This window comes from Pantoea sp. X-Soil-OKNW-713 (assembly GCF_059730685.1).
Window position 1 is genome coordinate 2863834 of sequence record NZ_AP035995.1, and the last position, 24578, is coordinate 2888411.

Here is a 24578-nt window from a genome sequence, read left to right on the forward strand (position 1 = left end):
ATGAGCGCCCTGATGACCCCGATTGACTGGCAGCAATGCAGCACCGAGCAGCAACAGGCGTTACTGATGCGTCCGGCGATTTCCGCCTCCGACAGCATCAGCCAGGTGGTGCGTGATGTCCTGGCACAGGTAAAAGAGAACGGTGACAATGCGCTGCGTGAATTCAGCGCGCGTTTTGATAAAGCGCAGGTGGATAACCTGCGTGTGACGGCCGAGCAGATGCAAGCCGCCAGTAACCGCCTGAGCGACAGATTGAAGCAGGCAATGGCCGTGGCCGTGGGCAATATCGAAACTTTCCACAACGCACAGATTCTGGCGACAGTGGATGTGGAGACGCAACCCGGCGTGCGCTGCCAACAGATTACGCGCCCGGTGCAATCGGTTGGCCTGTACATTCCAGGCGGTTCTGCGCCGCTGTTTTCCACCGTATTGATGCTGGCAACCCCGGCACGTATCGCCGGTTGTGGCCGTGTGGTGCTGTGCTCACCACCGCCGATTGCCGACGAGATCCTTTATGCCGCTCAGCTGTGTGGCGTGCAGGAAGTGTTTCAGGTTGGTGGCGCGCAGGCGATTGCCGCCCTCGCTTTCGGCACCGATACCGTGCCAAAAGTGGACAAGATCTTTGGTCCGGGCAACGCGTATGTCACCGAGGCCAAGCGTCAGGTGAGCCAGCGTCTGGATGGTGCAGCGATAGATATGCCTGCCGGTCCGTCTGAAGTATTGGTGATTGCCGATGCTGGCGCAACACCGGCCTTTGTGGCTTCTGATTTGTTGTCCCAGGCCGAACATGGTCCGGATTCGCAGGTGATTCTGCTGACGCCATCACTGGAACTGGCAAACGGCGTCGCCGCCGCAGTTGACGAGCAACTGACGCAGTTGCCGCGTGCCGCTACCGCGCGTCAGGCGTTAGCCAGCAGCCGCCTGATTGTGGCGCAAGATCTGGCGCAGTGCGTCGCCATCTCGAACCAATACGGCCCTGAGCACCTGATTATTCAGACGCGTACTCCGCGTGACCTGGTCGATAGCATCACCAGCGCCGGTTCGGTGTTCCTGGGTGACTGGTCGCCTGAATCAGCCGGTGATTATGCCTCCGGCACTAACCATGTACTGCCGACCTATGGCTACACCGCCACCTGCTCGAGCCTCGGTCTGGCGGATTTTCAGAAGCGTATGACCGTGCAGGAACTGACGCCACAGGGTTTCCTTAACCTCGCGGCCACCATCGAAACCCTGGCCGCCGCTGAGCAGCTGGAAGCCCACAAAAACGCCGTTACCCTGCGTGTTGCGGCCCTGAAGGAGCAAGCATGAGCCTGAATGTTGAAGATTTGGCCCGCGCCAATGTGCGCGCGCTGACGCCGTATCAATCAGCCCGTCGCCTGGGGGGTAACGGTGATGTGTGGCTGAACGCCAACGAATTCCCGCTGCCGGTGCCGTTTGAGTTGTCGCAGCAGACGCTGAACCGTTACCCGGAATGCCAGCCGAAGTTGGTGATCGAGCGTTATGCCGGTTATGCCGGCGTCAGCCCGGAGCAGGTACTGGTGAGCCGTGGCGCGGATGAAGGTATTGAACTGGTGATGCGTGCTTTCTGTGAACCGGGCAAAGACGCGATTCTGTTCTGCCCGCCGACGTATGGCATGTACAGCGTCAGCGCTGAAACCATCGGTATCGAATACCGCACCGTGCCAGCACTGGACGACTGGCAATTGAATCTGCCGGCCATTGCTGACCAGCTCGACGGGGTGAAAGTGGTGTATATGTGCAGTCCGAACAACCCGACCGGCAACCTGATCAACCCGGACGATATCCGCGCCCTGCTGGATATGACCGCCGGAAAAGCGCTGGTGGTGGCGGATGAAGCCTATATCGAATTTTGCCCGCAAGCGACGCTGGCTGGCTGGTTGAAAGATTATCCGCATCTGGTGATTCTGCGTACCCTGTCGAAAGCCTTTGCGCTGGCTGGCCTGCGCTGCGGCTTTACGCTGGCGAACAAGCCAGTGATCGACCTGCTGCTGAAAGTGATTGCACCTTACCCGCTCGCCACCCCGGTAGCGGATGTGGCGGCTCAGGCGCTGAGCGATCAGGGGCTGGCGCTGATGCGCGAACACGCGCTGCAACTGAATGCCAACCGTAGCTGGCTGCTGGAACAGTTGCCGCAGATCGCTTGTGTGGAAGCGGTATTCCCAAGCGAGACAAACTATATTCTGGCGCGTTTCACCGATTCTCCGAAAGTGTTTAAAACCCTGTGGGATGAAGGCATTATCCTGCGTGACCAGAATAAAAACCCCGGCCTGGCGGGATGCCTGCGCATCTCAATCGGCACCCGTGAAGAGTGCGAGCGCTTAATCGCCGCGCTGCAAGCCTTACCTGTGGAGCAAGCATGAGTCAGAAGACCCTTTTTATCGACCGCGACGGCACCATCATCTCTGAACCCCCGGTGGATTTTCAGGTGGATCGCATGGACAAGCTGGCCTTCGAGCCAAACGTGATCCCTGCCCTGCTGGCGCTGCAAAGCGCCGGTTACCAGCTGGTGATGATCACCAATCAGGATGGTCTGGGTACCGATAGCTTCCCGCAGGCCGATTTTGATGGGCCGCACAACCTGATGATGCAGATCCTGACGTCGCAGGGTATTCGTTTCAGTGACATTCTGATCTGCCCGCATAAGCCGGAAGACAACTGCGATTGCCGTAAGCCAAAAACCAAAATGGTTGAAGCCTGGCTGGCAGAAGGCGCGCTGGATGTGGCGAACAGCTATGTGATCGGCGATCGTCACACCGATATCCAGCTGGCGCAAAATATGGGTATTCAAGGCCTGCGTTACGGTGCAGAAGGTGAAGACTGGAACGCTATCCAGCAACGTCTGACCAAGCGCGATCGCTATGCGCTGGTTAACCGCAACACCAAAGAGACGCAGATTAAAGTTGAAGTGTGGCTCGACCGTGAAGGCGGCAGCAAGATCAACACCGGCGTCGGCTTCTTTGACCACATGCTGGACCAGATTGCGGTACACGGTGGCTTACGCATGAATATTGATGTGAAAGGCGACCTGTATATCGACGACCACCACACGGTAGAAGATACCGGCCTGGCGCTGGGCGAAGCCCTGCTGAAAGCGCTGGGGGATAAACGTGGTATTGGCCGTTTCGGCTTCGTGTTGCCGATGGACGAATGTCTGGCGCGTTGTGCGTTGGATATCTCCGGTCGCCCGCACCTCGAATACAAAGCGGAGTTCAGCTATCAGCGCGTGGGCGACCTCAGCACTGAGATGGTCGAGCATTTCTTCAGCTCCCTCTCCTACGCCATGATGAGCACCCTGCACCTGAAAACCAAAGGCCGCAACGATCACCATCGCGTGGAAAGCCTGTTTAAAGCCTTTGGCCGCACTCTGCGCCAGGCGATCCGCGTGGACGGTAACACCCTGCCGAGCTCGAAAGGAGTGCTGTGATGAACGTGGTGATTCTCGACACCGGCTGCGCCAACCTGTCGTCGGTAAAGTGGGCGGTTGAGCGCCTCGGATATACCCCGGAAGTGAGCCGTGATCCTGATGTGGTGCTGCGCGCAGATAAACTGTTTCTGCCGGGTGTCGGCACGGCTCAGGCGGCCATGAACCAGTTACAGGAACGCGATCTGATCGAGCTGGTAAAAGCCTGTACGCAGCCAGTACTGGGGATTTGCCTCGGTATGCAGCTGCTGGGACGCGGCAGTGATGAGAATGGCGGCGTCACCACGCTCGGCATCCTTGATGAGCCGGTAACGCTGATGGATACCAAAGGTTTACCTCTGCCGCATATGGGCTGGAATCAGATCACCTCGCAGGCCGGAAACCACCTGTTTCGCGGTATCGACGACGGTAGCTATTTCTACTTCGTGCACAGCTACGCCATGCCGGTCAACGCCAATACCATTGCTCAGTGCGAGTACGGCTTGCCGTTCACTGCCGCCTTGCAAAAAGATAACTTCTTCGGCGTGCAGTTCCACCCGGAGCGTTCCGGTAAAGCGGGTGCGCAGCTGCTGAAAAATTTCCTGGAGATGTAATGATTATTCCCGCTTTAGATTTAATCGACGGCAAAGTGGTGCGTCTGCATCAGGGCGATTATGGCCAGCAGCGTGACTACGGTAGCGATCCGCTGCCACGTTTGCAGGACTACGAACGCCAGGGGGCGCAGGTGCTGCATCTGGTGGATTTGACCGGTGCCAAAGATCCGGCCAAACGTCAGATCCCGTTACTGCAAACCCTGCTGCGCGGCGTCAGCGTTCCGGTGCAAGTCGGTGGCGGTATCCGCAATCGTGAAGATGTCGCGGCGCTGCTGGCGGCAGGTGCCAGTCGCGTGGTGGTGGGTTCCACTGCCGTGAAACAACCGGAAGAGGTGAAAAGCTGGTTCCGGGAGTTTGGCGCAGATGCCATCGTGCTGGCGCTGGATGTGCGTATCGACGCCGACAATCGCAAAGAAGTGGCGATCAGCGGCTGGCAGGAAGCAGCAGGCGTAACGCTGGAAGAGGTCATTGGCTGGTATCAGCCGGTTGGTCTGAAGCATGTGCTGTGCACCGATATTTCGCGTGATGGCACGCTGAGCGGTTCCAATGTCGCCCTGTATCAGGAAGTGTCTGATGCGTTCCCGGATATCGCGTTTCAGTCATCCGGCGGCATTGGTTCGCTGGACGATATCGCCGCCCTGCGCGGCAGCGGTGCGCAGGGCGTGATTGTCGGTCGCGCACTGCTGGAAGATAAATTTACGGTTTCGGAGGCCATTGCATGCTGGCAAAACGGATAATTCCCTGTCTCGACGTTCGCGACGGACAGGTGGTGAAAGGGGTTCAGTTCCGCAATCACGAAATCATTGGCGACATCGTTCCGCTGGCGCAGCGTTATGCACAGGAAGGGGCCGATGAACTGGTGTTCTACGATATCACCGCCTCGTCTGATGGCCGTGTGGTGGATAAGAGCTGGGTATCGCGGGTAGCGGAAGTGATTGATATTCCATTCTGTGTGGCAGGTGGCATCAAGAGCGAAGCGGATGCCGCGCGCATTCTGGAGTTCGGTGCCGATAAGATTTCTATCAACTCGCCCGCGCTGGCTGACCCGTCACTGATTACCCGCCTGGCCGATCGCTTTGGCGTGCAATGTATTGTGGTGGGTATCGATACCTGGTTTGACGAAGCAACGGGTAAATATCACGTTAACCAGTATACCGGTGATGAGTCCCGCACCCGCGTTACCCAATGGGAGACGCTGGATTGGGTGCAGGAAGTGCAGAAGCTGGGCGCCGGCGAGATCGTGCTCAACATGATGAACCAGGACGGGGTGCGCAATGGTTACGACCTGGTACAACTGAAGAAAGTACGTGATGTGTGCAAGGTGCCGTTGATTGCTTCCGGTGGTGCGGGCACCATGGCACACTTTCTCGAAGCGTTTGAGCAAGCCAATGTTGATGGCGCGCTGGCAGCTTCGGTGTTTCACAAACAGATTATTAATATCGGTGAGCTGAAAAGCTTCCTGATTGACAACGGTGTGGAGATTCGCGCGTGTTAACTGCAGAACAACTGACCCGTCTGGATTGGGTCAAAACCGCGGGCATGATGCCCGTTATCGTCCAGCACAGCGTCTCTGGCGAAGTGCTGATGCACGGGTATATGAACGAGGAAGCGTTGCAGAAAACCCTCGCGGAGGGCAACGTCACCTTCTTCTCGCGCACCAAAAATCGTCTGTGGACCAAAGGCGAAACCTCGGGTCATTTCCTGCAAGTGGTCAGCATTACACCAGATTGCGACAACGATACGCTGCTGGTGCTGGCAAACCCGATAGGCCCTACCTGTCATCTCGGTACTTCCAGCTGTTTCTCTCCGGCAGCACCGGACTGGACTTTCCTGTATCAACTGGAGCAACTGCTGGCAGAGCGCAAACATGCTGACCCGGCCAGCTCCTATACCGCGAAGCTGTACGCCAGCGGTACCAAGCGCATTGCACAGAAGGTAGGTGAAGAAGGCGTAGAAACCGCGCTGGCTGCAACGGTCAATGATCGTCACGAGCTGACCAATGAAGCGTCCGATTTAATCTACCATCTGTTGGTGTTGTTGCAGGATCAGGAGCTTGATCTGAGCACCATTATCAACAATCTGCGTGCGCGTCATAAGTAAGCGATTGTGCACTATACTGCTCAAAATCGACGAGTCTGGATAATTTTGAGCAGTATACTTCTCATAAATAACAAAGTTGGCTAAAATTGAGCAATGTACTGCTCAACCAAGGCGCAGCATGTTAACCCTTCAATTGCATGTCGATGGACGCTGGCAAGATGCCGCACTACTGGACGTGAAAGAGTCACGTAAAGGACGTCAAAGCGCAGCGTTGCTCGCATACGAGTTCGACTATGCCAGTCAATATCTTGATCGTGATGACCATGCCAGTTGCAGTATCAACTATTCCGTGATGCTTATTGGCAGCCATTTTTCCCAACCCTGGTTTAGCTTTCTCGACGATATCATGCCTGCTGGTGCCAGCCGACGCTATTGGGTTGCACTGCTTGGCTTACAAACCAAATCGCCTGCTGAGCAGGATTATGCTTTATTGCAAGCGGGTACTATCGCGCCTGTCGGCAATCTGCGGGTTAAAGAGTCCTTACCACGCCTGCCTGCGGAAAGTCAGCTGAAGACCAGGCGCTTTCCTGCGGAATGGGCCGTTGAACGTGATACCGATTTTCTGGAATACGCCCAACAAATGGGCGCAGCCAGCGGCGGGGCTACGGGAGCCGGTGGCGAGGCACCAAAACTGCTATTGAGACGTAATAATAACTGTGAGGTGTGGATTGATACCTGGCAGGATGATATGCAGAACCAGGATGCACATTATCTGGTGAAATATCCACGCGGCGCGCGCAGTGCGATAGATTGCGACATTTTGCGTGCTGAGTACCATTTCTATCATGAATTACATGCTCTCGGCATCGATACGATAAGTACCGACAATATGTTGTTATGTGAAGGTGAACGCTATCCATCATTGTGGCTGCCTCGTTTTGATGTAGATTTTGTTGGCGAGAGCAAAGTGCTATATGGTTTGGAATCCGTCTATTCCATTATGAAAAAGCCACCAGGTAGTTACCTTAACCACTTCGATGTCATCAATGCACTGGTTGAAAAGCTAAGTCTGACGGATACCGGGCGTAAGCAGCTGGTTATTGAATGGGTGAAACGCGATATGCTTAATATCGCCTTCGGCAATTCTGATAATCATGGCCGTAATAGTGCCGTACTGAAAAAACCAGAGGGTATGTGGCTGGCGCCAATTTACGACTTTGCCCCAATGAAAGCCGATCCGGAAGGTATCATTCGCACTACGCAATGGGGGGCTCCCTATGAAGAAGGTGGGCTGTTCCAGTGGCATTTGATAGCAACACGACTGGACGAATTTGTCCCCCAATCTGAACTGCTCAATGCGTTGAAAAAATTGGCAGAGAGTCTACTCGGCTTAAAATCTCGTCTGGCAGCACGCGGTGTTCCCTCTTCTATTCTGGAAATGCCTGGGATGGGTTTTAACTTTCTCGATCAACGTATCGCGGGATGGAAACTATGACAAAGAAGCTCTCGCCATTTGAACGTGAAGCGATGCTTCTTGAGCTGTTGCAACAATTTATGAAAGAACAGTTAACTCAGGGAGAATTGCTGATGCAACTACGCAAAAAAGTTCTGGGCTTCTCGCAGGAGCGCTACGCCACACTGGCAGGTATCAGCAGACGCACACTTTCTGACATTGAACTCGATAAAGAGAGCATCACACTCACCACGTTGAACCGTGCATTAAAGCCATTAGGGTTGAAGACAGGCGTTTTACCACGCCAGCCACATATGATGCAGACACTGTTAACGCAACTCGCGCAATCCGGAGACCACCATGACCACCCATGAAAAACTGCTTACCCTGCTTGATCAACATCAGGCGCGTTATCGTCTGATGTCGCATGAAGCAACAGGTAAGTGTGAAGCGGTGGCCGCTATTCGTGGCACCGAAGTTGGTCAGGGGGCAAAAGCGCTGGTGTGTCATGTCAAGGGCAACGGTATCAAGCAACATGTGCTGGCGGTGCTACCTGCCGATCAGCAGGCAGATTTAAGCAAAGTCGCGGAAGCCGTGGGGGGGCGTCGCGCTTCACTCGCCAGCCCGGCAGAAGTTGATGTGCTCACCGGTTGTGTGTTTGGCGCTATTCCGCCCTTCAGTTTTCATGCCGACTTAATGCTGGTGGTAGATCCCTTACTGTTTGAACGCTATGACGAAATTGCGTTTAATGCCGGGGTGTTGGAGAAGTCAGTGGTGTTGAATACCGAGGATTACAAAGCGATACACAATGGTAACGTGATGAAAATAATCCAGTAATTGCTATAACTTTCTCTGGACGGTACTCTGCGTGATTCCACATCACGATAAAAGAAGACCGCTTTATGGCAAGTTCACGTTTTACCGCCCGTCTGCGTCAGACGCTGACAATGGCTGTGCTGGCAAGCTGCGCGTTCGGCGCACAGGCAAAAATTGACCAGGTTCGTTTCGCCGTTGATCCCACCTACCCTCCTTTTGAATCCAAAACGCCGCAGGGTAAATTGGTCGGTTTTGACATCGATCTGGGCAATGCGCTTTGCGAACAGATGAAAACCAAATGCGTGTGGGTGGAAAGTCAGTTTGACGGCATGATCCCGGCCCTGAAAGCACGCAAATTTGATGCGATCCTTTCTGATATGGGCGTGACTGAAGAACGTCTGAAGCAGATCGATTTCACCGTGCCGCTTTACGACACCAAAACTCAGCTGATCGCACGTAAAGGTTCCGGCCTGTTACCCACTGCTGAATCGCTGAAAGGCAAAACTGTCGGTGTTGAGCAAGGCACGGTACAGGAACGCTATGCGCGTGCGAAATGGCAACCTTATGGTGTTAACGTTGTCCCTTATGGCGACCAGGCTCAGGTAGAGAGCGATCTGGTTTCTGGCCGTCTTGATGCGGTGTTTACCGATGCTGCGCAAGCCGCTATCGGCTTCCTGAAGCAGCCACAAGGCAAAGATTTTGAACTGGCAGGACCGACGGTCCAAGACCCGATTATCGGTCCGGGAACGGCGATTGGTCTGCGCAAAGGTGATACCGAGCTGAAAACTGCACTGGATGATGCCTTTGCTGAAATCAAAAAGAACGGCACCTTCGACAAGATCCAGAAAAAATACTTCGCGACAGATATCTCCATTCAGCAGTAAATCTGGGGCGGCATTAGCCGCCCTTCTTTTCAGTCGCACTATAATAATTGCCATTCGAAACACCAATGTCTGCGTGTAGCTCGCGCGCGGCAGCAAACAGGACATCATTAACGCCATGCAACAACAACATCACCCTCTTTTAAGCGCTTCGCTGGGTACGCAGCGTGAAATCTATAGTTTTCACTTCAGCGGCGGCGACACACACAAACGTGTCTATATTCAGGCTGCTTTACATGGTGATGAATTGCCGGGCATGGCGGTGGCCTGGTATCTGAAACAAAAATTGCTGGAGCTGGAGTCCACCGGGCAGCTAAAAGCTTCATTTACGTTGGTGCCGGTAGCCAATCCGCTGGCTTTGGGGCAGCACTGGCATGGTACTCATCTGGGGCGGTTTCATACCCTCTCCGGGCAGGACTTTAACCGTCGCTTTCCGGCATTGGGTGAGACATTAGTTGCGGAGCTGGCCGGTTCACTGACACAAAGTGAGTACGAAAACAAGCGGCTGATTCGGGATGCTATTGACCGCCACTACCGTGACACCATCGCCAAAACCGAGCTGGACGCACAACGTTTCACACTGATGCGGATGGCCAGTCAGGCCGATTTAATGATTGACCTGCATTGCGACTGGGATGCGGTCCCTCATCTTTACACCACCCCTCATGCGTGGCCGGATATAGAGCCACTGGCTCGCTGGTTGGGCAGTGAAGTTCAGTTGCTGGCGCAAGTGTCCGGTGGAGAACCCTTTGATGAAGCCTGTTGCGAACCGTGGCTGACACTGGCGAAACGTTATGGTGACGAGTATCCAATGCCGCGTGGATTACTGCCCGTGACGCTCGAACTACGAGGTGTGGCTGATGTTTCACCTGAGCAGGCAGAGAAAGATGCAGATGCGATTATTAATGCGTTGATTGAAGGTGGCTATATTGCGGGTGAGGTAGGTGAGTCCCCTGCCCTGATTAATCCTGCGACAGAGCTGGCGGGCTGTGAGTATATCTTTGCACCCCATTCGGGCTTGATACTTAATCGTCGTAAGATTGGGGAGATGATTGCAGCCGGTGAGGTTGTAGCGGAGATAATTGATCCCATTACCGATCAGGTGACACCACTGCTGGCTGAATATGGCGGCATCTTGTACGCACGCAATCTGATGAAATTTGCGACCGCAGGGATGTTGATGGTGCGGCTGGCCGGGGAAAATGCCGGACGTGAGGGCGATTTATTGGTGGGGTAAAAAAAGGCTTCCCGTAGGAAGCCTTATTATTATCAGTCCAGCCACTCGGTGTGGAACACACCGTCTTTATCGGTACGCTTATAAGTATGCGCACCGAAGTAGTCACGCTGAGCCTGAATCAGGTTAGCCGGCAGCACTTCTGAGCGGTAGCTGTCGTAGTATGCGATAGCCGCTGAGAAGGTCGGAGTTGGGATACCGTTCTGTACAGCGTAAGCAACGACATCACGCAGCGCCTGCTGATATTCATCAGCGATATTTTTGAAGTATGGTGCCAACAGCAGGTTAGCGATGTTCGCGTTTTCTGCATAAGCATCAGTGATTTTCTGCAAGAACTGAGCACGGATGATACAACCCGCACGGAAGATCTTCGCAATCTCACCATAATGCAGATCCCAGTTGTACTGCTCAGAAGCAGCACGCAGCTGAGAGAAGCCCTGCGCATAAGAGACGATTTTACCCAGGTACAGGGCGCGACGGACTTTCTCAACGAATTCCGCTTTATCACCGGTGAAGGCTTTCGCCTGCGGGCCGCTCAGTACTTTAGACGCGGCAACACGCTGCGTTTTCAGAGAAGAGAGGTAACGCGCAAACACGGACTCAGTGATCAGTGACAGCGGTTCGCCCAGGTCGAGCGAGCTTTGGCTGGTCCACTTACCAGTACCTTTGTTCGCGGCTTCGTCCAGAATCACATCAACCAGGTATTTACCGTCTTCATCTTTCTTGGTGAAGATATCTTTGGTGATGTCGATCAGGTAGCTGCTCAGTTCACCATTGTTCCAGTCGGTGAAAGTTTTTGCTAACTCTTCGTTGGTCAAGCCCAGTGCGCCTTTCAGCAGTGCATAGGCTTCTGCAATCAGCTGCATATCACCGTATTCAATGCCGTTGTGCACCATTTTAACGTAATGACCAGCGCCATCCGGACCAATGTAAGTCACGCAAGCTTCACCATCTTCGGCACGCGCAGCAATTTTATCCAGGATTGGTGCAACCAGTTCGTACGCTTCTTTCTGGCCGCCAGGCATGATTGATGGGCCTTTCAATGCGCCCTCTTCACCACCTGAAACACCGGTGCCGATGAAGTTAAAGCCCTGATCAGACAGTTCTTTATTACGACGGATGGTGTCTTTATAGAAGGTGTTACCGCCATCGATAAGAATGTCGCCCTTGTCCAGGTGAGGAGTCAGAGAAGCGATGGTCTTATCTGTCGCTTCACCAGCCTGTACCATCAGCAGGATGCGGCGAGGTTTTTCCAGTGATTCAACGAACTCTTCGATGGTGTAATAAGGCGCGAGTTTCTTGCCCGGGTTCTCAGCGACGACTTCATCAGTCTTTTCACGAGAACGGTTGAAGATAGATACAGTGTAGCCGCGGCTCTCAATATTGAGGGCCAGATTACGCCCCATCACTGCCATACCTACAACGCCGATTTGTTGCTTGGACATCATCTACTCCTGTCTGAAGTTACCATCACAAAGCCAGGTTTGTGAGCAAAGTGGCAAATATGTTAACTCATCTGATACCCGATGAGGTAGTGAATGGTGCGATAACATAACGCCATAAAATGCATGGCTAATTATGTATTGGTTAGCAAATCACCTGTCTTAATATTCGATTTGAAGTACAGCGGAAGAATATCTTCAGGTTTGCCATCCATTTTTACCGTACCGTGCTCAAGCCACAAAATGCGTGTGCACGTTTTGCGCAATAAATCATTGCTGTGGCTAGCCAGGATCAAAATCTTTGTAGCATTAATGATCTTGGTTAATCGAGCTTCAGCTTTTTCTTTGAAGCCTTCGTCTCCGACCGATAACCATTCATCCATTAATAGAATCTCAGGTGAAAATATTGTACTGACACTGAAACCTAATCGCATTTGCATCCCCGAAGAATATGTGCGAACAGGCATATCAATAAAATCGCCGAGATCGGTAAAATCAATAATCTCTTCAATTTTGGCATCAATCTCTTTTTTCTTCAGACCCAGTAATGCACCTCGGATATAAATATTCTCTCTACCCGTAAATTCTGCATTAATACCCAGGGAAATTGAGATCAGAGAACCGATATCACCTTCAATAATTGCCGAACCGCTTGTTGGGTGGTAAACCTTGCTGAACATCCGCAATAGTGTGGTTTTACCTGCACCATTGTGTCCGATTAATCCAACTTTTTCACCATCGTTGATTTCAAAGTTAAGATTATTAAGTGCAGAGATTACAACCTTGCCATCATGCTGACCCACTTTGCCACCGGTGGCAAAGTTGATAAAGTTCTTTTTAATCGATCTTGCTTGGGCATTGAATATAGGAAAATCAATACCAACATTTTCAAATTTGATTAGTGCCATTTTTCCTACACCCAATAAGGAACTCGGTATTTATACTTGCTAGTCATGAAAATCGAGAATGCCAGGCCCACTACCGCCATAACAGCTGCAATGATATAGCTACTCATCATTGGCACAGTTCCCAACAGGGGGCTGCGGACAAGATCAATCAGGTGATAAAGCGGATTAAGATTCAGCAACATCAATGCTGCGCTATGCGATAGTAATTTCGGCATCCAGATTACTGGTGTGAGATAAAAAATCACCTGCATGATGCTCAATACGATTTGTGTCATATCGCGAAAACGAGCACAAATCATCGACAGGACCATCAAAAGCCATGTCAGGTTAAGCATGAGTAATAGGAAGCCGGGGATGGCAAGAAACATTGTCCAGCTGATCCCTTTTTGCACAGCCAACAGCACCAAAGGGAAAATCACAATATTATGCAAGAAAATAATGAAATTTTTCCAAATCACTCGCATGACATGAACATGCAATGGCACAGGCAACTGTTTAATAATCCCTTCGGAAGAGATCAGTGCATCACAGCCTTCCGATACTGAGCTGAGAATAAAGCTCCAGGTGATCAGTCCCAACGTAAGATAAGGCAGAAACTCTTTAACATTGGTCTTGAAAAGATTACCGAACACCAAGCCCATGGTGGTAATCATAACGGCCATACTGATGGTGATCCAAAAAGGCCCCATCTTCGACCGCTTGTATCTCATGCGGATATCTTGCCCGCCCATCACTTTGACTATATGAAAGTTTTTGATGGCGGATGTGAAATCATCCCACCCTACCGACTTAACTTTATTTGACATTACAAAATTCCAAACTGATATGCGAGACGGTTCAATCCTACGAGGAATTTATCACCGCACAGGCGCGCCAGTATCAGCGTCATAAATTCTTCTCTTTGTGACTCATCAAGTTGATCTCTGAGCTTGATAATATCATTCATGCTGCAAACGCACCTGAACATGAGATCAAGTTTTATGATCGGTAAACCACATTTATGCAATGCAAGGCAGTTGATATGAATCTGGGAACCAAGCGTAAATTCATCAAGGTAGAGAGAAATCAGCCTTTGCTTAAAATGATCATTTAACAAAGGTTTCTCGTTATGGTAGCTCTCGAAGAAGTTAACTACATCCAGATAGTCGACTTGATTCTTTTCAGCCTGCGACTCACGATTTTTGCTTTTTGAGGCTTTCGCCGCTTCACTTCTGACAATCGTGGCTTCTTCAGGTTTTCCATGTTCAAGCAGGTACTGATAATAATAAGACGAAATGATCTCATCATTGGCCAGTAGTTGCGTAATGGATTTGTTCGCCCAGGAACGCTCACCTTCGCGGCGATAATAGTAATAACTTTTATAGAACTCCTCATCCGTACTGAGTTTTCTTTCCATAAAAGAGACGTTAAACAATGATTTGAAATGTTGCTCTGAACTTACCAGTGATTTGAGTAATTTACTCAGACCAAACTCACCTCTTTTGATCACTAGCGGACGGACATTCGAGGATTTGTAGTCATACCAAAAATCTTTGAATCTTTTGTTTCGGGTAATTTTTCCAGCAATCGAAATACAAAATGATCCCAAGTGATGAGAGTGTTGACTGTTTTCAGTGGCACCGAGAACTTCGATATTAGTTTCAAATAGGTTACGTACAAATTCTGGAAGTGTATTTTTAGAGAAAAATACGCTGTCGTTGATGATCAACAGTCTTTCACACTTCTCCTGAAAGTTAGACTCAAAAAAGTATTTCATGCCAGCTTTATAGCTGCCGAAATCGCGTCCGTAATTATCACGTTCAATATAAACATCAATTAAGTCCCGTGGATAATTATCTTCTTCCAGTCTTAATGTATTTACACCGATGATAAAAATATTGTTACGTCTGGCTTCTTTGAGTAACTCAAGCGTATCGCTCCTGAGAGCATGCTTTTCATACAAAGCCAGGAGCATTACCTTGCCTCCGATAAACTCCTTTTTTACTTTAACATCTGTATATTTTTTTGTTTTGATATCATCGCGTATAGACAAAACGCCATAGTACATATAAATAACGATTTTCAGAAAAAACCTGATCGTCATCAAAACAATTCTTTTCATATTTACACCATCGATGGTTAGACCAACTTCCTAAATAAATTCATCACAAAAAAAGCACATGTTTCCAGAAAGCTTTGTCGATAAAAACTTCCCTGAAAAAAACTTCTTATGCGTTTTAAAAAGTCATCATTTAAATTAAGGTAATGAGTATAACTTATCTTATTATCACCGGGCATCCTCTCCTTAATTAAATCAAGAGCGAGACAATTAATTGCACTCCATGCTTTAAATTCCCCAGCGAAGAGTCGGCGAAAACGTGTTACTTTTGATAAGAAACCGATATTACTCCCTACCAAATTCTGATCATGTTGGCGGTAAAGGATCCTGGGTTCTTTATCATAGATCACCACACCATTCAGTGCGCTACAAATGATATAAAGAATCCAGTCATGGGATACGATAGTTAAATCAGGAGGGAAATCTTCAAAAACTTCTTTAAGAGCACGATTGAAAACCATCGTGTTGCCACCAGCATAACTTTGCAGAAGTGCGTTCTGAAATTTAAAAGTTTTTTCGAAACATGGTGACATACCTATCACATCACCCTCTGAATTTATCAGAGTAGTACGTGAACCATAGAGTTGCGGTTCATTTTGTGTTTGTGGATGAGAAGATAATTTTCCTATAGCAACTTCAAGTTTATCATCACACCAAATATCATCCTGATCACAAAAAGCATAATAATCTGAAATGATATTGGAATTTCTAAGTAAGTATAGAAAATTAGCGGCAAATCCTTGAGCCGGTCCTTTCAATAATATAACTTTATTATCAGTACATTGCTGAGAAAAGGCTTCAACTATATCACATGTACGGTCTGTTGAACCATCATCTGAAACAATTAACGTCCAGTTTTTATAGGTCTGAGAAGCAATAGATTGCAATTGGCTCTCTAAAAATTTCTCGCCATTATAAGTACCCATTAAGATACTTATATTTCCTTTATCGCTCATCGTCATTAGCTATACACAGAAAAGGATGAGAAAATTCTCACCCTTAATTTATCGGATTAATCAAATTTTACAGCTTCAGAGAAAGGCGTCCCCATCGCGTCTTTGGCAGACAGAGAGGGTGGATTGTCTGAATTGTTGGGCCAGTTGATATTTAATTCACTGTCATTCCACAGCAAAGAGTGCTCGTGCTGCGGATTGTAATAATCCGTGCATTTATAAACAAATTCAGCACTGTCTGAAGTGACATAGAAACCGTGAGCAAAACCTTCCGGCACCCACAGCTGGCGTTTATTTTCGGCCGAGAGATAAACGCCAACCCATTTGCCAAACGTTGGTGATGATTTGCGCATATCAACTGCCACATCAAAAACCTCACCGGCTACGACGCGCACCAGTTTTCCCTGCGTATTGACAGTCTGATAATGCAAACCGCGCAGAATACCCTTTGAAGATTTAGAATGGTTATCCTGAACGAACGTGCGTGGACAGACTAACTCTTCAAATTTCTTCTGTTGCCAGGTTTCCATAAAAAAACCGCGCTCATCACCAAAGACCGCTGGCTCGATGATCTTTACATCTGGGATTTCAGTCTCAATAATTTTCATTAGAGCTTCCCTTCATATAATGCCATCAGATATTTGCCATAATCATTTTTCATCATGGGCTGAGCTAATTCTTTTAATTTCTCAGCACCAATGAAACCCATACGATAGGCAATCTCTTCCGGGCAAGCGACCTTCAATCCCTGACGAGTTTCAATGGTCTGGATGAAGTTATTGGCTTCAATCAAGCTTTGATGCGTCCCGGTATCCAGCCAGGCATGCCCGCGTCCCATGATTGAAACCTGAAGTTCACCTTTTTCAAGATAGAGATTGTTGATATCCGTAATCTCCAGTTCACCACGCGGTGATGGTTTGAGATTTTTGGCCATTTCAACAACACTATTGTCATAGAAATACAGACCGGTTACAGCATAATTGCTTTTTGGCTCTTTAGGCTTCTCAACTAATGAGATTGCCTTGCCACTTTTATCAAACTCAACAACACCGTAACGCTCTGGATCATGAACATGGTAAGCAAATACGGTCGCGCCTTTCTCTTTATTCGAAGCTTCTTCAAGCTGCTTATAAAGGTCATGTCCATAAAAAATATTGTCGCCCAGAATCAATGCGCAATTATCTTCACCCACAAAATCCTCGCCAAGGATAAAGGCTTGAGCAAGGCCATCCGGGCTTTCCTGAACTTTGTATTGCAGGTTCAGACCCCATTGGGAACCATCGCCAAGAAGACTTTGGAAACGAGGAGTATCTTGCGGAGTACTGATAATTAAAATATCGCGAATACCCGCTAGCATCAGAGTACTTAGCGGATAATAGATCATCGGCTTATCATAAATTGGCAGCAGCTGTTTACTTACAGCCATTGTCACAGGATAAAGGCGTGTTCCTGATCCACCAGCAAGAATTATTCCTTTTTTACTTTTCACAACGTTTACCCTTCATTTGTTATCTGACTTCACTCGTCTCAATTGTAGAGCTCATCAAGCATACGTTTAACACCAAGTTTCCAATCCGGCAGATTAAGCTTAAAGGCGGAGGTGAACTTTTCAGTGTTGAGTCTTGAGTTTAATGGTCGTTTAGCGGGGGTCGGGAAGGCTGAGGTTTCAACCTTGTTCACGACTTCAACTTTTAACGGCAGACCTTTTTGCTTTACATAGTCAATCACTGTTTCAGCATAGGCGTGCCAGGTTGTGATACCCGAAGCTATAAGGTTATAAATTCCCGACTTTTCAGGATCTGTTAACGTGAGTCGAATGGCATGAGCTGTGCAATCCGCAATTAACTCAGCACCCGTTGGGGCACCATATTGATCATCAATAACAGATAATGCTTCTCTCTCCTGAGCGAGCCGAATCATGGTTTTCGCGAAGTTGTTGCCTTTCGCTGCATATACCCAGCTGGTGCGGAAGATAAGATATTTGGCAGCAGCAGCAATAATCGCCTCTTCACCTTCGCGCTTGGTCAATCCATATGCATTCAAAGGTGCGGTGCTATCCGTTTCCTTCCAGGGGGTCGTGCCACCACCATCAAAGACATAATCGGTTGAGTAGTGAACCACTAAGGCATCAATTTTATTAGCCGCTTCTGCCATTGCTTTCACGCTGGTCGCATTAACCAGACGCGCTTTTTCAACTTCACTCTCTGCTTTATCTACAGCGGTATAGGCTGTCGCATTGACAATCACATCAGGCTTAATTTTCAGAATACTTTCTGCAATACCTGTTGGATTCTCAAAATCGCCGCAATAATCAACAGAATGACGGTCAAGTACCATGACATTACCCAGGGGCGATAACGCACGTTGCAGTTCCCAGCCAACCTGGCCATTTCTACCAAATAGCAAAATATTCATTATTTGCGATTCTCATAGTTTTCTTTTAACCAGTTCTGGTAAGAACCGCTTTTGACATGCTCTACCCAGGTTTGATTGTTCAGATACCACTCAACCGTTTTTCTCAAACCACTCTCAAAAGTTTCCTGAGGCGACCATCCCAGCTCTTTCTTGATCTTATCGGCATCGATCGCGTAACGGCGATCATGGCCCGGACGATCCTGAACATAGACAATCTGTTCCGCATAGGCCGTATCTTTTGGACGCAACTCATCAAGCAGCTCACACACCTTCAATACCACATCGAGATTTTTCTTTTCGTTATGTCCACCGATGTTGTAGGTAGTGCCTGTCGCCGCTTTGGTCACTACGGTATAGAGCGCGCGGGCGTGGTCTTCAACATACAGCCAGTCGCGAATCTGGTCACCCTTGCCATAAATCGGCAACGGTTTGCCTTCCAGCGCATTGCTGATAATCAGGGGAATCAATTTTTCCGGGAAATGATAAGGACCATAGTTGTTTGAGCAGTTGGTGACGACTACCGGCAAACCATAAGTACGGCCCCAGGCACGCACTAAATGATCGCTGGCGGCTTTGGTCGATGAGTATGGGCTGCTTGGTGCATAAGGGGTGGTTTCGGTGAAGAGCGGCAGTTCACCCGCCATTTCATCCGGGTGCGGCAGGTCGCCATAAACTTCGTCAGTCGAAATATGATGGAAGCGGAAGGCGGCTTTCTTTTCGGCAGGTAAAGCAGACCAGTATTGACGGCTGGCTTCCAGTAACGCATATGTCCCGACGACATTGGTCTGGACGAATTCCGCCGGTCCGGTAATTGAGCGGTCGACATGACTCTCGGCCGCCAGATGCATCACTGCATCCGGTGCAAATTCGTTAAATACCGCCTGTAGCGCAACGCCATCACATATATCAACTTTTCTAAAGTTATAGCGCTCGCTCTGGCTGACTGCATCAAGAGATTCGAGATTGCCGGCATAGGTTAATTTATCAACGTTAATCACTTCATCATTCGTATTGTCGATAATGTGGCGGACCACAGCTGAACCGATAAACCCTGCACCACCTGTAATTAAGATTTTCATAATGTCTCGTTTATCCCGACTTACTCAGTAAGACTAACACCAATTGAAATGGAAAATGCCTGTGCAACAGGCACGCTACCGCCCCTGGGTTTACAGCTCCCACGTAGCTGAGACAGAGTCAAAATGTCGAGACGGCGCTTCAAACTTATTCAAAGCTATCTTTCTGAATAATCTCTCATTTATCAATGAAATTAATAAAGGAGGATTACCATTAAACCGTTATGAATTCTACCACCCACGCAGATCAATGACGAATGAATTGCAGTTTTCAACGGGTAGTTAGTGTAAATATTGACCGTCGCACAGGGAGCAAGATGGTTACTGAGTCACAAAACCAACTCAATCAGATTTTGATGAAAGAGGGATGAAGACACGGCGGGGAAAATGGGAAGTGGGCGGGCCAGGCAGCCCGCCAACAGATGAAAATTACTTAAACCCATTCGGGTTCTTTGACTGCCAGTTCCAGGTATCGCGCATCATCTCATCGATACCCCGAGTCACACGCCAGTCCAGCTCGCTATTCGCCAGCGAAGCATCCGCCCAGAATGCAGGCAGATCGCCGTCGCGACGCGGCTTAAACTCAAACGGAATCTGCTTACCGGAAGCCTTTTCAAACGCGTTGATCATCTCCAGCACCGAGAAACCTTTTCCGCCGCCGAGATTATAGGCTTTATACCCGGTCACTTTTGGCAGATGGTCGAGCGCTTTCAGATGGCCTTCGGCCAAATCCACAACATGGATGTAATCACGCAGGCAGGTGCCGTCAGGCGTATCGTAGTCATCGCCAAACACGCCCAGTTTGTCGAGACGACCGATGGCGACCTGAGCAATGTACGGTAACAAATTATTCGGAATGCCGGTTGGATCTTCACCAATCTCACCCGATTCGTGCGCACCTACCGGATTGAAATAACGCAGCGCAATCGCATTGAAGCGGTTATCCGCTTTGGCGAAGTCGCGCATCACCAGTTCAATCATCAGCTTTGATGTGCCATAGGGGCTGGTGGTGCCGCCAATCGGGGTGGTTTCCACATAAGGAACCGGTGCATCAGCGCCATAGACCGTCGCTGAAGAGCTGAAGATAAAGTTCCATACACCCGCGCTGCGCATCTCTTCCAGCAACACGACGGTGCCTGCCACGTTATTCTCATAGTATTCCAGCGGCATACGGGTCGACTCCCCCACCGCCTTTAACGCAGCAAAGTGGATGACAGCCGTAATTTCATTGGCGGCGAACAGATCGCGCAAGCACGCACGATCGCGAATATCGCCTTCAACAAACACCGCCTTTTTGCCCGCCAGCTGTTCTACGCGGTTAATCGCTTCGCGCGAGGCATTGCAAAGGTTATCAAGGACTACAACGTCGTCACCGCGCTGCAACAGCGCCAGCACCGTGTGAGAGCCAATGTACCCCGCCCCACCCGTTACCAAAATAGCCATGCGTACTCCTTTAAGCCGCGCAACCGCGCGGCACATGATGAAAAGGGTTATTTCGCCAGGATTTTCTGAATAGCAGCGCGGAAGTCACGGCCCTGGCTGTTGTTACGCAGGCCGTAAGAGACGAATGCCTGCATGTAGCCTAGTTTACGGCCACAGTCGAAGCTGGTGCCAGTGAGCAGCGTCGCATCTACCGGTTTTTTCTTGCCGAGGGCGGCAATGGCGTCAGTCAGCTGGATACGTCCCCAGGCACCTGGTTCGGTGCGCTCCAGTTCAGTCCAGATATCGGCAGAGAGGACATAGCGTCCTACCGCTGCGAGGTCAGAATCCAGTGTGTTAGCCTCTTCCGGCTTCTCGACAAAATTGGTGATAGTGCTGACGTCACCCGGATTATCCAGCGGCTGTTCAGTGGTGATCACGGAGTATTCAGAAAGATCGGCACCCGGCATATGTTTTGCCAGTACCTGGCTGCGACCGGTTTCCTCAAAGCGTGCCACCATTGCGGCAAGGTTGTAGCGCAGGTGATCGGCAGTGGAGTCGTCCAGCAGAACATCCGGCAATACCACTACAAACGGATTGTCGCCAATCATCGGGCGAGCGCACAGAACCGAGTGGCCTAACCCCAGCGGGTTTGCCTGACGCACGTTCATGATGGTTACGCCCGGAGGACAAATCGATTGCACTTCGCTCAGCAGCTGACGTTTAACACGCGCTTCAAGTAACGCTTCGAGCTCATAAGTGGTGTCGAAGTGGTTTTCCACTGCATTTTTGGAAGCATGAGTGACCAGCACAATCTCCTTGATGCCTGCAGCCACGCACTCATCAACGATATATTGGATCATCGGTTTGTCGACGACAGGCAGCATCTCTTTCGGAATGGCTTTCGTCGCAGGGAGCATATGCATACCGAGACCCGCAACCGGGATTACAGCTTTAAGCTTGGTCATATTTATTCCATTTCATGAAGTGAATACGTGGGGTCGATTATGCAGGATCGGCCGGAACAGCAAGTATAATCTTTATCTGAAAAACCGGCACTAACTCTCTGTCACAGCATAAAAAATCGCTTTTTTCGGCACCCACCGATGCGCCAGTTGGCAGGAAAATTAAATCGCTAAACCACTGTAAAACAGCAGAAGGGATCAGAGAAAGTCAGATTTAATAAGACCAGTCATTTTCAGACAGATCGTGAGGTCGCGGCGCGAAAAATCGCGCCGCCAGATTACAGCCAGCCCGCAAACCATTCCGGCATCACGAACAGGTTGAAATGGTTAACCAGCAACATCAGGCCGACAAATACCACCGAGACGGAGACCCACTGACGGGCATAAGGCATAAAGCGGATGCCAATCACCGGCTTGATGAAGAACGGATGGGCAAAAGCCGAGATCAACACCTGAGAAATCGATAACGTCAGCGCCACATAGATGACGTTCGGCCAGATCAAGGTGGTCGCCAACACGGCCACCACCACCAGGCTGGCAACGATATTCCAGTAGAACTCGACGTTGGTCCGTCCATTGGCCTGAGAAATTGCGCCGGTCAGGCCGCCCATCGGACGCAGCATGCCGAACAGCAACATCAGCGGGATCAGATGGTAAACCTGCTCATGGGAAGAGCCGTACAACACCCGGACAATCACCGGTGACAGAATGCCAATCGCCAGGTACATCACACTGCTGAACAGCATGATGACGAAGGTGCCTTTCAGGAACAGTTTTTTCAACTGCTCAGGATCGTGCTGCTTCTCGGCAAAGCGCGGCAACGCCAGACGGTTGATTACCGGTGAAACCAGCTTCAGCGGTTGCAGAATCAGCTCTTTAGCCAGCGAGTAAATCCCCAGCATATCGGCCCCCATCACCTTACCCACAATCAGCGCATCTGCCTGAGTACGCAGTTGGTTGATGGTTTGCGATCCCAGTTGATAGATACCGTAGCGCACCGCCGCAATGAAGGTTGCCCGGTCGAATTCCCAGGTTGGCCGCCAGGATTTTTCACCGAAGTAAATCATGCAGAGAATACGCGTGAAGGCGGCGATGAACAGACCGAGGATCGCCGCGGCCACCGTCAGCGTGGTGAAATACAACATCGCCACGGTACACAGGAAGGCAAACAACTTGGTGACCATCTCAATCTTCGCCAGCGTCACCATGCGTTTGGTTTTGACAAAATGCGCCTGATATTGCGACAGATGCCCCAACACGAGGAAGTTCAGGCTGGTGAGCATAATCAGCCCGGTCAACTCCGGCAGATGGTAGAACCAGGAAACCGGCCAGGCAATTATCAACATAATCAAACCGGTACATAAACTGAGCGAGACGTTAACCCAGTAGATGGTGCTCTGCTCACGGCGTGTAATGTCCTGACGGTGCACAAGGTAACTGCTCATGCCCATGTCCTGCAACACCGAGGCAACCGCCAGAATGGCGTTAATGATCGCCAGTAATCCCAGCTCATGCGCCTCCAGCTTACGCGCCAGGACGCTGAGTTGTAACACCTGCAACACCGCAGCAAAACCGGTGCTGCCGAGTAACCAAATAGCTTGCGACTTTAATCCGCTCACACTATGCGCTCCAGAATCTTGGCCAGCTCGCCATAGGCGATATGTTGATTAAACTCGGTTTCCACTTTATGGCGCGCAGCGGCAATTACCGGTGCAACGTCCACATCCCCGCGCGACAGGCGTAATAACGTTTGTGCCAGCTCATCGGGATTGTTCTCAGAAACCAGCCAGCCGCTTACGTTGTTCTGTATCAGCTCTGGGATACCACTATGGAAGGTGGAGACAACCGGCAAACCTACCGCCATCGCCTCCATCAGCGCCACCGGAATTCCCTCCATATCGCCATCTGCCGCCGTTTTAGACGGCAGCAAAAAGATGTCTGCTTCGTTCAGCGCCTGGCGGATCTCGTCCTGTGGTTTAAAGCCCGGCATGCTGACGCAATCTTCCAGGCCTGCGCGCGCAATATGCTCACGCATCATGCCGTCCTGCTCACCGTTACCGATAATGGTGAACTGGAACTGACCGCCCTGATCACGCAGGATTTCACTGGCTTTCACCGCCACATCCAGCCCTTTTTTCTCGGTCAGACGTGCCACGGAGACAATGCGCAACGGCGAATGAAAAGCGGCACGCGGGCGGAAATTAAACTTTTCTGGCTCGATGCCCATGCGCGTAACATGAATTTTCTCCGCCGGGCAGCCCATCTCAATTAGCTTGTTCTCCCACAGATGGCTGATAGGTAGCATCAGTTCGCTCTGGCGGAACAGATTGACGTAATCCAGCTTGTGTTCCTCGAGGATATGACGACGTGAGATGTCGGCACCGTGGAACACCGTAGCCTGCTTGCCTTTCAGTACGCCAAGTTCACGCAATTTATTCGCCAGCGCCCCGGCATAGCCGAAATGCACCAGGAAGACATCGGCGACAAAGGGTTCTTTGGTATTGGCGACAATCGCCGGCAGCAGCAGTTTGCTGGACTGTGCGCCATAGCGGCGCACATTGAGGGATTTGATCAGCGAGGGCTTGGCAATTTTCGGCAGCATCAATCCGATACGCTGCGTAAGCTTATCGAGATTCGATACTTTCTCCTCCGGCAACAGATAATGTGTTTTCGCCGCCAGATTGTAATCATCGAACGCGGCATGACGGTTAATCATGTCGCCCGGAAACACGGAGATCACCTCCACGTCATAACCGGCATCAATAAAATGCGTCACCTGATTGAGGACAAACGTCTCAGAGGCAACCGGGAAACGCATGGTGAAAAAGGTCAGCTTCATCACT

The 24578-nt window shown here is 50.2% G+C and carries 25 protein-coding genes; 12 read left to right on the forward strand and 13 right to left on the reverse strand.

Annotated elements, in window-relative coordinates:
• From hisD to AC6I8R_RS13550, 12 genes are all read left to right on the forward strand, one after another.
• On the forward strand, window positions 1-1308 hold the full coding sequence (gene hisD / locus AC6I8R_RS13495; RefSeq protein WP_415173996.1) for a histidinol dehydrogenase: 1308 nt from the start codon (window positions 1-3) through the stop codon (window positions 1306-1308).
• Window positions 1305-2381, forward strand: a complete 1077-nt coding sequence (gene hisC, locus AC6I8R_RS13500) for a histidinol-phosphate transaminase (RefSeq protein ID WP_415173997.1) — start codon at window positions 1305-1307, stop codon at window positions 2379-2381. Before hisD ends, hisC begins: the two co-directional genes overlap by 4 nt.
• Window positions 2378-3445, forward strand: a complete 1068-nt coding sequence (gene hisB / locus AC6I8R_RS13505) for a bifunctional histidinol-phosphatase/imidazoleglycerol-phosphate dehydratase HisB (protein ID WP_021185948.1) — start codon at window positions 2378-2380, stop codon at window positions 3443-3445. Before hisC ends, hisB begins: the two co-directional genes overlap by 4 nt.
• Window positions 3445-4035, forward strand: a complete 591-nt coding sequence (hisH, locus tag AC6I8R_RS13510) for an imidazole glycerol phosphate synthase subunit HisH (RefSeq protein ID WP_208724007.1) — start codon at window positions 3445-3447, stop codon at window positions 4033-4035. Before hisB ends, hisH begins: the two co-directional genes overlap by 1 nt.
• Window positions 4035-4772 (forward strand): 1-(5-phosphoribosyl)-5-[(5-phosphoribosylamino)methylideneamino]imidazole-4-carboxamide isomerase, encoded by a 738-nt coding sequence (hisA, locus tag AC6I8R_RS13515; RefSeq protein WP_208724006.1) that lies wholly within the window; start codon window positions 4035-4037, stop codon window positions 4770-4772. The genes hisH and hisA overlap by 1 nt, the downstream gene beginning before the upstream one ends.
• Complete coding sequence (gene hisF / locus AC6I8R_RS13520; protein ID WP_021185951.1) at window positions 4754-5530, forward strand: imidazole glycerol phosphate synthase subunit HisF; 777 nt, start codon at window positions 4754-4756, stop codon at window positions 5528-5530. Before hisA ends, hisF begins: the two co-directional genes overlap by 19 nt.
• On the forward strand, window positions 5524-6135 hold the full coding sequence (gene hisIE, locus AC6I8R_RS13525; protein WP_021185952.1) for a bifunctional phosphoribosyl-AMP cyclohydrolase/phosphoribosyl-ATP diphosphatase HisIE: 612 nt from the start codon (window positions 5524-5526) through the stop codon (window positions 6133-6135). Before hisF ends, hisIE begins: the two co-directional genes overlap by 7 nt.
• A gap of 118 nt (window positions 6136-6253) precedes the next feature.
• The gene (locus AC6I8R_RS13530) at window positions 6254-7570 is read left to right on the forward strand and encodes a type II toxin-antitoxin system HipA family toxin (protein WP_021185953.1); all 1317 of its coding nucleotides are present in this window, start codon (window positions 6254-6256) and stop codon (window positions 7568-7570) included.
• The gene (locus AC6I8R_RS13535; protein ID WP_021185954.1) at window positions 7567-7902 is read left to right on the forward strand and encodes a helix-turn-helix domain-containing protein; all 336 of its coding nucleotides are present in this window, start codon (window positions 7567-7569) and stop codon (window positions 7900-7902) included. Before AC6I8R_RS13530 ends, AC6I8R_RS13535 begins: the two co-directional genes overlap by 4 nt.
• Window positions 7889-8365: a YbaK/prolyl-tRNA synthetase associated domain-containing protein gene (locus AC6I8R_RS13540; RefSeq protein ID WP_021185955.1), complete on the forward strand. Its 477-nt coding sequence runs from the start codon at window positions 7889-7891 to the stop codon at window positions 8363-8365. Before AC6I8R_RS13535 ends, AC6I8R_RS13540 begins: the two co-directional genes overlap by 14 nt.
• A gap of 65 nt (window positions 8366-8430) precedes the next feature.
• On the forward strand, window positions 8431-9228 hold the full coding sequence (locus AC6I8R_RS13545) for an ABC transporter substrate-binding protein (RefSeq protein ID WP_021185956.1): 798 nt from the start codon (window positions 8431-8433) through the stop codon (window positions 9226-9228).
• A gap of 115 nt (window positions 9229-9343) precedes the next feature.
• Window positions 9344-10462: a succinylglutamate desuccinylase/aspartoacylase family protein gene (locus AC6I8R_RS13550; RefSeq protein ID WP_497832458.1), complete on the forward strand. Its 1119-nt coding sequence runs from the start codon at window positions 9344-9346 to the stop codon at window positions 10460-10462.
• 32 nt (window positions 10463-10494) lie between these two features.
• Here AC6I8R_RS13550 and gnd read toward each other — a convergent pair whose 3' ends face one another.
• The 13 genes from gnd to AC6I8R_RS13615 form a co-directional block, all read right to left on the reverse strand.
• Window positions 10495-11904, reverse strand: coding sequence for an NADP-dependent phosphogluconate dehydrogenase (gene gnd, locus AC6I8R_RS13555; RefSeq protein ID WP_021185959.1), 1410 nt, complete (start codon window positions 11902-11904; stop codon window positions 10495-10497).
• Window positions 11905-12035: 131 nt separating this feature from the next.
• Window positions 12036-12809, reverse strand: a complete 774-nt coding sequence (locus tag AC6I8R_RS13560) for an ABC transporter ATP-binding protein (RefSeq protein ID WP_021185960.1) — start codon at window positions 12807-12809, stop codon at window positions 12036-12038.
• Between the two features lie 5 nt (window positions 12810-12814).
• Window positions 12815-13615 carry an ABC transporter permease gene (locus AC6I8R_RS13565; RefSeq protein WP_497832459.1) on the reverse strand — a complete coding sequence of 267 codons (801 nt, stop codon included), beginning with the start codon at window positions 13613-13615 and terminating at the stop codon, window positions 12815-12817.
• Complete coding sequence (locus tag AC6I8R_RS13570; protein WP_497832460.1) at window positions 13615-14910, reverse strand: rhamnan synthesis F family protein; 1296 nt, start codon at window positions 14908-14910, stop codon at window positions 13615-13617. The genes AC6I8R_RS13565 and AC6I8R_RS13570 overlap by 1 nt, the downstream gene beginning before the upstream one ends.
• Window positions 14911-14927: 17 nt before the next feature.
• Entirely contained in the window at window positions 14928-15863 is a 936-nt protein-coding gene (locus AC6I8R_RS13575; protein ID WP_497832461.1) for a glycosyltransferase family 2 protein, read from the reverse strand.
• A gap of 56 nt (window positions 15864-15919) precedes the next feature.
• Window positions 15920-16468, reverse strand: coding sequence for a dTDP-4-dehydrorhamnose 3,5-epimerase (gene rfbC / locus AC6I8R_RS13580; protein WP_021185964.1), 549 nt, complete (start codon window positions 16466-16468; stop codon window positions 15920-15922).
• Window positions 16468-17349 (reverse strand): glucose-1-phosphate thymidylyltransferase RfbA, encoded by an 882-nt coding sequence (gene rfbA / locus AC6I8R_RS13585; RefSeq protein WP_497832462.1) that lies wholly within the window; start codon window positions 17347-17349, stop codon window positions 16468-16470. The genes rfbC and rfbA overlap by 1 nt, the downstream gene beginning before the upstream one ends.
• Before the next feature lie 38 nt (window positions 17350-17387).
• Entirely contained in the window at window positions 17388-18275 is an 888-nt protein-coding gene (rfbD, locus tag AC6I8R_RS13590; protein WP_021185966.1) for a dTDP-4-dehydrorhamnose reductase, read from the reverse strand.
• Window positions 18275-19354: a dTDP-glucose 4,6-dehydratase gene (gene rfbB, locus AC6I8R_RS13595; RefSeq protein ID WP_021185967.1), complete on the reverse strand. Its 1080-nt coding sequence runs from the start codon at window positions 19352-19354 to the stop codon at window positions 18275-18277. Before rfbB ends, rfbD begins: the two co-directional genes overlap by 1 nt.
• 426 nt (window positions 19355-19780) lie before the next feature.
• A complete protein-coding gene (gene galE, locus AC6I8R_RS13600) occupies window positions 19781-20794 on the reverse strand; it encodes a UDP-glucose 4-epimerase GalE (protein WP_415174009.1) in 1014 nt (337 codons plus the stop codon).
• 47 nt (window positions 20795-20841) lie between these two features.
• Window positions 20842-21738, reverse strand: a complete 897-nt coding sequence (gene galF, locus AC6I8R_RS13605) for a UTP--glucose-1-phosphate uridylyltransferase GalF (RefSeq protein ID WP_021185969.1) — start codon at window positions 21736-21738, stop codon at window positions 20842-20844.
• A gap of 275 nt (window positions 21739-22013) precedes the next feature.
• Window positions 22014-23354: a lipopolysaccharide biosynthesis protein gene (locus AC6I8R_RS13610; protein ID WP_208723988.1), complete on the reverse strand. Its 1341-nt coding sequence runs from the start codon at window positions 23352-23354 to the stop codon at window positions 22014-22016.
• A complete protein-coding gene (locus AC6I8R_RS13615) occupies window positions 23351-24574 on the reverse strand; it encodes a glycosyltransferase (RefSeq protein ID WP_021185971.1) in 1224 nt (407 codons plus the stop codon). The genes AC6I8R_RS13610 and AC6I8R_RS13615 overlap by 4 nt, the downstream gene beginning before the upstream one ends.
• Between the last annotated feature and the right edge of the window lie 4 nt (window positions 24575-24578).